Here is a 13,238-nt window from a genome sequence, read left to right as displayed (position 1 = left end):
GCGGCGATAAAGTGGAGCGTTCATGCGGGCCTTCTCAAGGCAAATGGTTCGGATTGGTCGCATCAGATCTTGCTATCGATCGCTCGTCAGCGGACCCTTGTTCAAGATGCGTTCCGCCAGCGGTGCGAGATGACACCGGTAATGAATCGCGGCCCGTCGCATCCCCATCTCCTGTGTGAACCGCATTGAGGGAATCCACCTAAATTGTCCCGCCAGCGTCGCCCCTATCGCTCGATCGCGTTCTTAGTGCTGATCGGATACATCGCCGTGGCGGCGGTCTATGCGTTCGCTGCCGCTTGGGCGGTCGCAAACGGCCATCTGCAATCCACAGGGCATTGGCACGGTTCGTTCGCCCAAACGCTGCTGCCGCGAATCAACGACGTCGTCGTGTTCACGTTCTTCCTGATCTGCGGAGCCAGCGTGGGGAGTTTCTTGAACGTGGTCGTGTGGCGAATGCCGCAGGGATTGAGCGTCAACGGTCATTCGTTCTGCCCGAGATGCCGCAATACGCTGCGTGCGCGCGACAACGTGCCGGTATTCGGATGGTTGTGGCTGGGCGGCCGTTGCCGCGATTGTCGCCTACCGATTTCACCTCGCTATCCGATCGTCGAAGCTTTGGTAGCGTTGACGTTCGCCCTCGTCGGCACGGCAGAAATCTACGGATGGAATTTGCCCTACCGATCCACCGGATTTCAACTCGCAATGGCCTCGCCGCTGGTTGAACCGGGGCAGCTCGTGATCGGTCTCTATCATCTCGTCGGATTCGCGATCGCGTGGTCGATGGGATTGATCCGATACGACCGCAATCGGATTCCAGGACGCCTGATCACCTTTGCGGCAATTTGGCTTATCGGCGGGATGCTGATCGTGCCATCGACGGCGATCGTGCCGTGGCAATTATCGGTTCCGTTGCAATGGCCGCCACGCGACTGGACGTTCGCCGGAGGTGGCCGGTTTGATCCGGCCACGTTGGTCCAATCGCTCCTGCGGGTGCTCACGGCATTGGTGGCCGCGGGCTTTTACGCTCGCGTGCTGGCCAAATCATTCTGCCCGCGGGCGGACCTCAAACTCGATCCGCTCGGTGATCAAACGGCGAGATTCCTCGATTTGGTGCTGTTGATCGCGGTGGTTTCGATTCTCGTCGGATGGCAGGCGACGAGCGGTGTGTTGATCGCCGCATCGGTGCTGGCGTGGCTGCTCGGCCGAATCCTGTCGCGCCGGGCGAACGTTCCACGACCGCTGGATAACGATGAATCTGAATTGGCGATATCGTCAACTGATGTTCCCGCAAAGACACGTGCGGCGACCGGATTCGTCGAGGCTCACACCGACGCACTGGGGCGATTCTCGCTATGCCTACCGGTAGCGTTGTTGTTGCAGATCCTGTTTTGGCGATCCCTTTCTCTGTCTGGCTGGTGGCCGAGTGAACAGGCGCCACGCAGCGTGTTATTGGGATTCGCTCTCGCCACGCTCTTGATCCCGCTGTGGCTCCGCGAACGACGGCAACCGGATCGGTCAAGTTTTCAAAACGATGATTTTCAAACCGATAATCCTACCGATGAATTAAACTCGGGCTCGCCCTGATGAACTCTCGACCGGTTCACCGCGTCCCATTGAAAAATCATTTCTTAGGTTCTGAGCAACGAATTGACCGAGAGCGACGAAGTCGAACTGATTCGCCGAGCCTTGGCGGGCGAAGAGCAAGCGTTCGAGTCGCTGGTCCTCGAACACCAAGACCGGCTCTTTAGCGCGATGACGCAAGTCACCGGTTCGATTCATGACGCGGAGGAGGTGACGCAGGAAGCATTCATCCGTGCATTCCTCAAGCTCGACACCTTCCAACAAAACAGCCAATTTTTCACCTGGCTGTACCGCGTCGCCTTCAACATCGCGCTGTCGCGCAAACGACGAAAACGCGCCAAAATTTCGCTCGACCAACAACGAGAGGACATCGGCAATGACGTGGTCGATCGGGGAGAATCGGTCGATGCCGGCATGATCCGGCAGGACCAAATCAGCCTCGTCCAAACCGCCATGGGCCGGCTCAGTGAGCAACATCGCGGAATTCTGGTCTTGCGGGAAATGAACGATGCATCCTACGAGGAAATCTCTGAGATATTGGAATTATCAATTGGTACCGTTCGCAGCCGGCTCAATCGTGCCCGCAAACAGCTGCGGATCTCCATCGAAGAACTCCAATCCGATGTTTCCCCGGACGATGCGACTGATGGCGAGGACTGAACCTCATGCACTCAAGAGAAAATTCACGGCCAGGTGAATTCTTTGACGCCTCGAGCGACCCAGCACCCTCCAGCAACCCTGAATCTGGCCGCCAGATCCGCCCTTTTCTGGGGATTCAGTTTCGTTGCTGCCGCACCTATGGGCGGATTTACCGTGACGACGAGCGAACGCAGTACAAAGGTTGCTGCCCACGATGTGGCTCGCGGGTGACCGTCCCGATCGGTCCCGGAGGCCAAGGTTCGCGGTTCTTCTCTGCCGGTTGATGGGTGTTTGCGTAGTTTTACCGACAAAATCGGAAAAAACCTGCCGGGAATGCCCCCTCACAACCGAAACAGTCCATAGCACCGTTTGAATCAACAGGCGATTACAGCGATTCCGCCGCGCCGTTTGGCGTACTTGAGGAAACATCGCAGTGCGAAAACCACATATAGGGCCGTAGGGAGGCATTTCAATGCGACGCAAATATTTTGGACTGGCGATGGCTGCCGTTGCCACCCTGGGCCCTGCTCAGGCGTTTGGAGGCGACCGCGAAATCGCACAGTCAATCATCGAACGACTCAAGGTGAGCCGTGACGCTGGTGACTTAAAAGGTTTCTCACTCGACATGAAAGTCGACGAAGGTGTTGTACTCTTCCGAGGCAAAGTCTCGGGTGACCAACAACGTGCCATCGTTCTGGCAACTTCGGAAGGCATCGAAGGCGTCCGCGACATCGTCGATGAACTCGAAGTCGCACCGCAAGAAATCTTGACCAGCAAACCTGCAAAAATCTACAAGCCGAAATCGGCTGCGATGGCGATTGCTCCCGAGCAGTCCGCAAACGAAGAGAGCGGATTCGATTTCGCTGGTGCTCTCGCCGATGAAGCCGCCGAGCCTGCCCCAGCGGTCTCGACCGTGAAGTTGGCTCAGGCAGTTCCGAATGTGAAATTGGCTCAGGCAGTTCCGAACGTGGAATTGGCTAAGGCCGTTCCGAACGTGAACCTCACGCCTGTCGAAGAAATCGTACCGCAACCTGAGCCGACTCACACCGCTCAAGAAGTCGTGCCGGGCATCGTCCTGCCGACCGCCGCCTATGAGGGCGATGCGATGGACGTTCCCGCTCCATTGCCACAACCTGTGGTGAACGCGGTTGAAGCTCCTGAACCGATGGCCCCAGAAATGATGGCCCCCGAAATGACGGCCCCGCAAGTTCGTCCTGCGATGAACGACGAACAACTCACCTCGGCCGTCGTTCGTGCGATCGGTCGGGCTCAAGCCGAAGGTCACCTGAAGAACTTCGGTGTCGACGTCAACGCCTACAACGGCGTGATCGAACTGAAGGGCAAAGCCGCTTCGAACCAACAACGCGAATTCATCGAGATGGTCGCACAACACGCTCCGGGTGCCCGGGGTGTGAAAAACATGATCGAAGTCACCGAACCACGCCGCGGCTCGATCGCTGCTCGTCCGGTCGGTCATCGTGCCTCGATGCCAACCATGGCTCCTGCCATGTCGCAACCGAGCCGTGGTTTGCAGCCGATGCCGCAACACATGCAAGCCCGACAAGCATCCTACGGTGGTCAGCAAATGATCAACGGCGAAATGGTTGTCCCCGGCAGCATCGTCAACCACAGCGGACCGATCGACGGACAGGTCGTTGCTGGCGGAGCCCCGATGATGGGCCAACCCGTCCCGATGGCTCCTGCCGCTCCAGTCGGTGCTCCTCGGTACGACTCGCCAAACCTGCCCAACTACGCTTGGCCAGGCTACGCCGCTCACCCGAACTACGCCGCTCTGTCGTACCCACAACAGTACAGCCCCTCGGCATTCCCGTTCATCGGCCCCTTCTATCCCTACCCACAGGTTCCTTTGGGATGGCGTAAGGTCAGCCTCGAATGGGACGACGGTTGGTGGTTCCTCGACTTCACTGACAAATAGTCCTGTGAGTCGCAGCTAGCCCCTCTGGCGGGCACGTTCATCGAACGCGGTGTTTTTAACGAAACACCGCGTTTTTTCGTTTTCCCATGGAAAGCCAGCCGTTGATGGCGAGAATTGTGTCGCGTTTTGGAGACGGCTGCGAATTGTTGCCTCAGGCCGATCGGCCAGTTTGCTAGGGACAATTCTTGCCTAAATTGCTATGCTGGAAGGCCGAAAGCCGAATTCTCGGATCAGTCAGCCATCCGCCAACTGTCATTTATTTCATGTCAAGCGCCGAATCCCTCGAACGCCTGGAAGTCGCTCTGTCGCCTCAGGAACGATTCGAAGAGTATCTGCAGAGTCGCGGACAGCGGCAAACGAAGCCCCGGAAGTTCTTGGTCGAGACGATCTTCTCCCAACACGAACACTTCGACGCCGACGAACTGATCGAAAAATTGCCACGCAAAGGGGAACCGGACTACGTCAGCTCAGCAACCGTCTATCGGTCGCTGCGGGAATTCGTTGACGCCGGGCTGCTGAACAGCTTTCAGCTCGACGGCCGGACCGTGTACGAACTCGACTACGGCTACCCGCAACATGATCACCTGTACTGCACCCGCTGCCGGAAATTGATCGAATTCCGCAGCGAATCGTTAGTCGAAATCCGCGACGCGGTCGCTTCCGAACACGGCTTTCGGGTCACCGGACATCGGCTGATCGTCCAAGGCGTGTGCCGCGATTGCGCGGGCAGTCGGCGGAAAAAACGCAAACAGGACCTCGTCTAAAACCGGTCGGTTCGGTAATTCCGCGCCGACACACGGTCGCCGCCGATTCTCTCCGCCCCGCGTCGCCGACCACCCCACCGGCACGGCTGACAGCCGTACAGGCCCACACACGGGTTCGCGTCATGGCGACAAATCGCCCAGGGATTTTCGGGTCGCCGGACGGTCGATATGGTGTTGGCAGTGAAGCACTGGTGCCCATCGCTACCTCGCATTTACGCATTTTTGATCCTCTTCCGCTGACTCGAGTACTGACGTGACTCAACTACGCCGCCGCCCTGTCGTTCTGATCATCCGTGATGGCTGGGGCAAAAACCCCGACCCGAAATGGAATGACAGCAATGCCGTCCATCTCGCCAACACACCCGTCGATGAAAAACTCACTGCCGAATACCCGTCGGTCTTGATCGCGACGTCAGGCGAGGACGTGGGATTACCCGACGGCGTGATGGGCAACAGTGAAGTCGGACACCAGAACATCGGCGCCGGACGCATCGTCGACCAAGAAGTCATGCGGATCACCCGCGCGATCCGCGACGATTCGTTTTTCACCAACCCGGTTGTCACGGGCGCGATCAAACACATCGAAAAGTCAGGCGGACGACTCCACTTACTCGGTTTAATGTCCGATGGCCGTGTGCACAGCGATCTGCAACATGGGATGGCGATCATCGATCTGGCCAAACGCAACGGCCTGACCGGCGACCGATTGGCAATCCATGCGATCACCGACGGACGCGATACCTCGCCTCATGGCGGACTCGGGTTCGTAAAAAGCCTCGAAGATAAATGTCAGGAAGCCGGCGTGGGCGTGGTCGCTTCGGTAATCGGTCGCTTCTACGCGATGGACCGTGACCTGCGTTGGGAACGCGTCCAAGCGGCCTACGACATGCTCACCAAAGGCGCCGAGCGAACCGCGCCGACGGCGTCCGAAGCGATCCAGGATTACTACGACAATCCGACCGACTCCAACCGCACCGGAGACGAGTTCATCGTCGCGACGTCGATCGCTGCCGAAGGAAAATCGCCGGTCGTGATCGCTCCCGGCGATGCCGTGATTTTCATGAACTATCGCGGTGACCGAACGCGTGAAATCACCAAAGCGTTCACGTTCGATGAAGACGCTTGGAAAGACATCCCCGGCGGCGGATTTGATCGTGGTGGCAAGATCGCCGATCTGTACTTCGCCACCATGACCGGTTACGAAACCGGCTTGCCCGTCGAAGTCATCTTCGAAAAACCACCTAAGATGCCACACATCCTCGGCGAAGTGATCGCATCAGCGGGACTGAAACAATTCCGCTGCGCCGAAACCGAAAAATACCCGCACGTCACATTCTTCTTCAACGACTACCGAGACGCGCCTTTCGGCGGCGAAGACTGGGGCATGGCACCCTCGCCGCGGGATGTTTCGACCTACGACCAAAAACCCGAAATGTCGGCCGAAGGGATCACCGAACAAGTTCTCGAACAACTCAAGAAGGGTGAAGAGGATCTCTATATCGTCAACTTCGCCAACGGTGACATGGTCGGACACACCGGTGTCCTCGCGGCGGCAATCAAAGCCGTCGAGAAAGTCGACAACTGCGTGGGCCGAATCGTCGACGCCACGCTGGCGGCCCGAGGCAGTTTGGTGGTGACAGCCGACCACGGTAACTGCGAGCAAATGATTGATCCCGAAACCGGCGGTCCCCACACGGCGCACACGACCTACACCGTGCCGCTGATTGTGGTCGACCCAGAAGCGAAAGGCAAAACACTCCGCACCGGCGGCCGACTCGCCGACATCGCGCCAACCGTGCTGGCACTGTTTGGGATCGAAAAACCATCCGAAATGACGGGAGAATCACTGCTCGAAATCTCGTAGCGACTGCGGCGAATCGTCAAAATAACCCGCTGGTGCGAAACCGCGGGCGGTAAACGGGCGAAATTTCGCGGGCAAGATCCGGGCCGATCCCCCACTGCTGAGCTATACTTCGTGAGACTCCCGGTCCCACGAAGTATTCCGCGCGGCGCGGTCCCTTGGCAACACGCCCGCGCGCCGTCTCGCTCGTTTCTTCCGTCGCCTCATGCCCACTGCCGATATCGCTACCGAAATGACCAAGGCAGACGCCCCGTCATCGGCGTCTTTGGGTTGCGATGCCGGGCGTGATTCTGTCAACGACGGACGATGGCGTGTGGGCAATCGAATGCTCGCGATCGTATCGGCATTGATGCTCGTGATCGGAATAGGCGCGACGGGATATCGGACGGTCAAAAACTACCAGGTCCCCGGTCCTTTCACGCCGGAAAAGCAGGGTCTCTGTGACTTTCACAACGGCATCTACTTCCCGGCTCGCGCCGTGTTCGCCGGCGAGAGCCCGTACAGCGATGCGTATGCGGCAAAGTATCCGGTCGCCAGGCAGATCCCGTTCTTTTCGCCTGTGATCCTGTTGATGCACGCGCCCCTCGCAATACTGCCGCTGCATTTCGCCGAAATGCTCAACACGCTCTTGCAGGTTGCGATGCTGTTTGCGATCGCCGCTGTCTCCGCGCACGCTGCGGGCTATCGTCGACGTTTGGACGTGGTACTCGCCATCGCCGCCGTCATGATTTTCACCCGCGGCGGTCATATTACTCTGTTCAACGGCTACTTCACCTTTCAGTTGGTACTCGCAACCTTCCTCGCCGTGGTCTGGGCGGAACGCCGGCCGGTCACCTCAGGATGGATGCTGATGATCGTTTCGGCGAAGCCAACCTACATTCTTCCGCTCGGTTTTCTCATGCTCGCCCGCGGTAACGTGCGTGCGTTGGTCGTCGGTGCAGTGCTGAGTATCGTCGCCGCCACAGTACCTCTCGGTTGGATCGCATACAACGAAGGCGGTGGCAATCTCAACGAAGGCGTATCAATCCTCGTTAACCAAATCGTCGACACCCAAGAAGTTCATCGCTCGATGGAAGACGAGTCGCCCCTGTACTCGTGGACGCGATTAGACCTGTTCGCGATCATCGCCAAATGGTCCGGCAATGACCCCGGTGACCTGCCCCACTTGATGGTCATGTTCGGTCTGCTGGCGCTGCCCATGCTCGTCCTCTATCGCCGGATGCAGATCGGAATCGATGACGGCCTCGCCGGATGGACCGGCACGTTATTGATGCTCGGCCTGTTGGTGAGTCTCTATCACCAGTCCTATGACTCGCTCCTGATGACCGCGCCGATCGCGGGCGCAGTCGGAATGCGATTAACCGCTTGGCAAGAACTCCGCCCCCGCGTGCGATGGATGATGATCGCGCTGATGATGTTGCCGGCGATGAACTATCTCTCCACGCGAACCTTTCTCAATCGCTTTGAGCTGTCTGAAACGATGACCCGGGTCTTCACCAGCCTCAGCGGAATCAGCCTCGCGGTCGCATTGCTTGTCATCTGTGTCCTCGCTTGGCCCACCAAACCCGCCACCGAAAAAATCTCCAACACGCAAGTTTCATAGCCTAGAAACCGACGGCGTCTCATCTCGTCAAAACGAGATGTTTCACAATCGGTCGGGGTTGGAACAGGAGACGGATCCTCATTGCCGCCGGTCAACCTTGCGACGTCGATTGTATAACTGAAGGATTTCAAACGTAGCGGAACGGCGCGAGCCGTCCGGTGACTCGGGACCGGACGGCTTGCGCCGTTCCGCTAAAAAAGGCACTAAAACAATCAACGTCCCTCGGTTGAAGCCAACTGCTTTTCCCTATTCCAGAGAGTGCATCGAGACCGACGGAGCCCCACGTCCACGGCTCACGAAGGTACAGCACCCACCCGCGACTGCAAGAATCCAGCACTTGCAGATTCCAGACCACCTGGGAACCCACGAATCGGGTTGGCAGCGATCATTGCGGATTCGGTACGCTAATCGCGGTGCTCGCTAGGTCTTGCAACGACTGGCTCAGTTTCACGAGCCGGCCCCCCCGCGAAGACTCACCTCGCAGTTTGTTGATTCACCTGAGTCAGTCGCAAACTGCGAACACCCACCACGAGGTTTAGGAATCATTCTCATGCCGATATGCCACTCGCAAGGGACCGCTTCGATCGGGCGTTACTTGCTTCTGACATGTTTGCTGGCATGTTTCCCTACCGTCTCGACCGCTCAGCAACCGCGCGACCCGAATGCGGTACCTGCCAATGCGGTACCTGCCAATGCCCAACCGCGGTATTGGACGACAAACTGGTCCTTTGAAGATATCAACGTCGGGAAACTGGCTGACCGGTTGGACGCCATCGACATTGACATCGGTGTTAACTTGCGGGGGAAGGTCTCAGTCCAGTTCGAAGTTGGAATCCCAGTAACGTCGTTGGGGGATGCAGCGGCCTACCGGTTTGACGGAACCTTGACCAGCCCGTCGCTCGTCGTCGATGGTGTGCTCTTGAAGGACCTCAGCACGAGCGTCTCGTATCGCGATGGAATGGTGACTCTTGAGAACCTCAGCTCATTGGTGATCGATCAAGATGAATCGACGAAATCGCCTGGCTACATCAAGGGCAGAGCGACTGCTGAGTTGGTCCCGCGAGAGGACGTTACCGCTGAAATCGCAATCAACAATCTTGCGGTTGCTCCGCTGGCTGATCTGCTAGCGAAGTATTTGGGGCAGCCTCAAGACACACTGCCCGGTGAGGGAACGTTATCGGGAAACGTCAAATTTCGCGTGCCGCTCAACACCGCAGGTGACATCGCAACTTATCAATTGGACGGCAACCTGAGCGGACGCGGACTCCGCGTGGCCAGTCTTCCAGCCGCTGATTTTGATTTCCGGCGCGTCCGCATCCAAGACGAAACACTCCTTGTCGATGATTTTTCACTGACCGCAATTGCGAACGATCGCTCCGGCCAATCGATTCGTTTACTGGGCAATGCCAGCTTTCCACTCTCCTCCCAAGGCGAATTCACCGTCGAACTGTTCGGCGACGACATCCCCGTTGGAACCGTCGCCGAATGGTTTGTTCCACGCAGCGACGCTAACGCCATCCCGTTGGTCCGCGGCAAGGTCGACTTTCAGATCACCGGAAACGGAAAACTAGCTGAGACAATCGAGCGATCACAATGGAATATCCGTGGTGCAATTGCATCGCCGCAACTTCACGTCGCCGGAGTCGATTTGGGAACGATCGAACACCATGTCGAGTTGACCGCGAGCGAATTCAACATCTCTCCCATACGCGACCTGACGAACTTGCCGAAATCGGTTCGGATCGGTGAATTAAAATCACGCTACTCGCTCAGCGACGAAGCGTTAACCATCGAACAGGTGGACGCAACTCTCTTTAGCGGCAGTCTTTCAGGTTCCGCCAACATTCCGTTTTCTCAGTCGGGTATCGCACGGGCGAATCTGAGCATCACCGCAATCAAACCAAGGCTGCAGACGTTTGTCGCAGGACGACGACTGAATGTCTCGGCGACTCTCGATGGCGACGTTGACTGGCAGGTACCACTCGCTGCCGTTGACCAACCGAGCGAACACAGCGGACAGGCGAAACTGGCACTATCGGACGTCACGATCGGCGAAGCCAACATTGGCAGCATGCGAGCATCGGCATCCGCTGACACCGGCGACATCTCGTTCACCGCCAACGGTCGATTATTTGATGGCAAAATCACAGTCGCCACGACCGCCAAAATGTTCGCCGACGATCGCTGGTCCGATTTACCATTACGACTCGCCGCAACCGTCTTCAAGTTCGATGACGTGTCCCTGGATAGACTTTACGAAATCGCAACCGGAACACGACTCGATCTGACCGGATCGGCTTCGGGTGAAGTGAACATTGTTGACTGGAACCCAATCGGCGGAAAGAACGCAACACTTCCCTCGGCGGATATTCGACTTGCACTCTCGCGTGTTTCCTATCGGTCACGTCTGCTTTCGCGGTCCATGCGGCTAAACAGCCGACTGCGAAACAACGCCCTCCAAATCATTTCGCTAACGGGTGATTATGCCGACGGGAGTGCCCGCATCAACGGACGCGTGTACCTCTTCGACGAGCACACGACGTTGCGTCCACGCGCGGACCTCCACATTTCAGCAAGCCGCATCAACCTTCAACACGGACTGTGGTTTCTGGGTGACGCGGCGGGCGATTTCCAAGGGCGAGCGTCCATTGCCGCGACCGTGGCGGGATATCAAGATTCCATTCGCGTGCGCGGCAATGCCGATGGCCGCGATTTAGTGATCTACGGAATGCAGCTTGGCAACGCACACAGCGGCTTGACGGCGGAGGCAAACGTGTTGCGGCAAAGCTGGAAGGTTCGCTTCGCTTCGGTCCGATCGAGCCAAGGTGGCGGGGAGGTCGAAGGTGAACTCTCGCTCGCATCCACGCGCCGCGGCAGCGGTGGTGTCGATTTGGAAAGTCGGTGGCATACCCGACGAGTGGATTTCGTTCGCCTGACTCAGCAACTCGGACGATCCACTTCTGTTGCCCGGGGCGAGATCACCGGAGATTTGACGCTGAACGGAAAATCCATCCAAAGCGTCGATGACTTAAACGGACGTTTTCGGTTCGCACTCGGCCAAACTCGAGGGTCGGCGATTCCTGGAATGGTCGGTGTTTCACGCTTCCTCGGCCCGGTGTCACTCGTCAACCAACGATTCGATGTCGGCGAAGCCAAGGGGTTCATCGGCCGCGGTGCGATCACGTTCGATGAATTCTGGGTCGGTTCGGATTCCGCGCTTGTTCAGGCCGACGGCAAAGTTTTCATACGCAGTGGGCGGATGGATCTCAATGCGTTGATCGCAACCGGCGACTACCGCGACATCGCCGCAAACTTTGCGCAGTTGGCACAACAGTACGCACTCCGCTCACTATTGCCAGCCTCGGCAATTCTGGACATTTCTGAATTGCTTCGTGATCGCACTTTGGTCGTCCACGTCATCGGCACGGTTCAAGATCCCGTCGTGCGTGTTCAGTCCGTCCAAACGTTCCGCGAAGAAGCAGCGAGATTCCTCTTGCGCGAAGGTCAACGGTTGATTCTGACAGGCATCACCGCGGGCGCCGTGGACGGTCTCGACTGAAACGAACAGTCTCAATTCAAACTAGTCCACTGAATTCTGCCTCGCGTTCCGATTGTTCCGATTCTATCCATTGCATCGCGTCAGTCGATTGAGCAGCGTTCCGTCAGCCTGCTGAGCCGATTGTTCTCATGGAAGCGATTTCACGGGAACAGGTGGTAAGATGACTTGCAGCGATAAAGACGTCCAGCATGCCAACCGAGTACGTGTGTGGATGTTGGGTGCGATGGCTTGCTGTTTGCTACTGAGCGGATGCAGCACGTTGGGCCTATCGCTGTATCCGTCGAATTCGATGCTGACGCGAGAATCCGAAGCCGTCCTCGACGCGTCACGGATTCCCCAAGGTCTGCCGCGGGAAAACGCGAAATCCGTGCTGCCACCTCACGCCATCGAACCCGGCGATGCGTTGCTGATTGAACCCGTCAATCTGGAACGCGACCTGCGACTGCCGGCCGATCAAATCGTGCTCGCCGACGGAACCGTCGATCTGGGTCCCTATGGGCGAGTAATCGTTGCGGGGCAAAGTCTTGAGCAAGCCGAATCGATGATTGAACAGCAGATCGCGTATCAGATCCGGCAACAGCGAGAAGCGTGCAAGCAATTCGCGAGCGAAGAGGACCGTACCGCAATCGATGCAGCCGCCTTGCCAAGCGACTGCGATGCGATCGCGGTCAACGTCAGAATGCTCGACCCCGTTCATCGCTACTACGTGCTCGGCGAAGTAAACGCGCCGGGTGCCTATCCTTTAGTGGGATACGAGACGGTTCTTGACGCGATCGTGACGGCGGGCGGTTTGACCAGCAGTTCGAATCCGTGCAAGATTCTGCTCGCCCGTCCAACCGATCCCTGCGAATGCCGTGTGACGTTACCGGTCTGTTATCGTGAGATCGTGCAGCTCGGCAACACCTCGTCAAACTATCAACTGCAACCGGGAGACCGCATCTTCGTATCGTCGCGATCTTGCATGGACGAACTCATGTTTTGGCGAGCCAGTCGCACGTGTTCGCGATGTTCCGGTTGCAACCGAGCCTGCCAAAACCCGCCGCTCGTCACGGCGCAGCCAATGCCTCCCGTGCTCAACACCATGATCTCACCCGGCAGCGTCGGATGGATGCGACTGGCCAACGACCCGCTGCGTCCGAATGGTCTCGTCGAACCCGACCGATACAATTCGAGCGAACCAAGTTCAACCTTAAAAGATTACCTCAGCCCCAACACTCACCCCCGCACCCCCACCCCATCATCACCTCCGTCCGACATCGACGGCGAACTCAGCTTCCCATCACTGTCGCAATAGC

Annotated in this window: 8 protein-coding genes; all 8 read left to right on the top strand. The window is 57.8% G+C overall.

The window, feature by feature from the left end:
• The first annotated feature begins 204 nt into the window (after window positions 1–204).
• The 8 genes from NB063_RS32450 (at window position 205) to NB063_RS10865 (ending at window position 13,237) form a co-directional block, all read left to right on the top strand.
• Complete coding sequence (locus NB063_RS32450; RefSeq protein WP_322975116.1) at window positions 205–1,584, top strand: A24 family peptidase; 1,380 nt, start codon at window positions 205–207, stop codon at window positions 1,582–1,584.
• A 63-nt stretch (window positions 1,585–1,647) separates the two neighbouring features.
• Window positions 1,648–2,241: an RNA polymerase sigma factor gene (locus NB063_RS10895; RefSeq protein WP_250928762.1), complete on the top strand. Its 594-nt coding sequence runs from the start codon at window positions 1,648–1,650 to the stop codon at window positions 2,239–2,241.
• A gap of 451 nt (window positions 2,242–2,692) precedes the next feature.
• Complete coding sequence (locus NB063_RS10890; protein WP_250928761.1) at window positions 2,693–4,156, top strand: BON domain-containing protein; 1,464 nt, start codon at window positions 2,693–2,695, stop codon at window positions 4,154–4,156.
• 263 nt (window positions 4,157–4,419) lie between these two features.
• Complete coding sequence (locus tag NB063_RS10885) at window positions 4,420–4,920, top strand: Fur family transcriptional regulator (protein ID WP_250928760.1); 501 nt, start codon at window positions 4,420–4,422, stop codon at window positions 4,918–4,920.
• A gap of 253 nt (window positions 4,921–5,173) precedes the next feature.
• On the top strand, window positions 5,174–6,784 hold the full coding sequence (gene gpmI / locus NB063_RS10880; RefSeq protein WP_250928759.1) for a 2,3-bisphosphoglycerate-independent phosphoglycerate mutase: 1,611 nt from the start codon (window positions 5,174–5,176) through the stop codon (window positions 6,782–6,784).
• A gap of 202 nt (window positions 6,785–6,986) precedes the next feature.
• Window positions 6,987–8,384, top strand: coding sequence for a glycosyltransferase family 87 protein (locus NB063_RS10875; RefSeq protein WP_250928758.1), 1,398 nt, complete (start codon window positions 6,987–6,989; stop codon window positions 8,382–8,384).
• Window positions 8,385–8,934: 550 nt separating this feature from the next.
• A complete protein-coding gene (locus tag NB063_RS10870; RefSeq protein ID WP_250928757.1) occupies window positions 8,935–11,943 on the top strand; it encodes an AsmA-like C-terminal region-containing protein in 3,009 nt (1,002 codons plus the stop codon).
• Window positions 11,944–12,103: 160 nt separating this feature from the next.
• Complete coding sequence (locus NB063_RS10865) at window positions 12,104–13,237, top strand: polysaccharide biosynthesis/export family protein (RefSeq protein ID WP_250928756.1); 1,134 nt, start codon at window positions 12,104–12,106, stop codon at window positions 13,235–13,237.
• The last annotated feature ends 1 nt before the right edge of the window (window position 13,238 follow it).

This window comes from Aporhodopirellula aestuarii (assembly GCF_023701485.1).
GTDB classification, from domain to species: domain Bacteria; phylum Planctomycetota; class Planctomycetia; order Pirellulales; family Pirellulaceae; genus Rhodopirellula; species Rhodopirellula aestuarii.
Note: the sequence above shows the minus strand (reverse complement) of the source record. Positions and strands in the feature narration are given on the sequence as shown.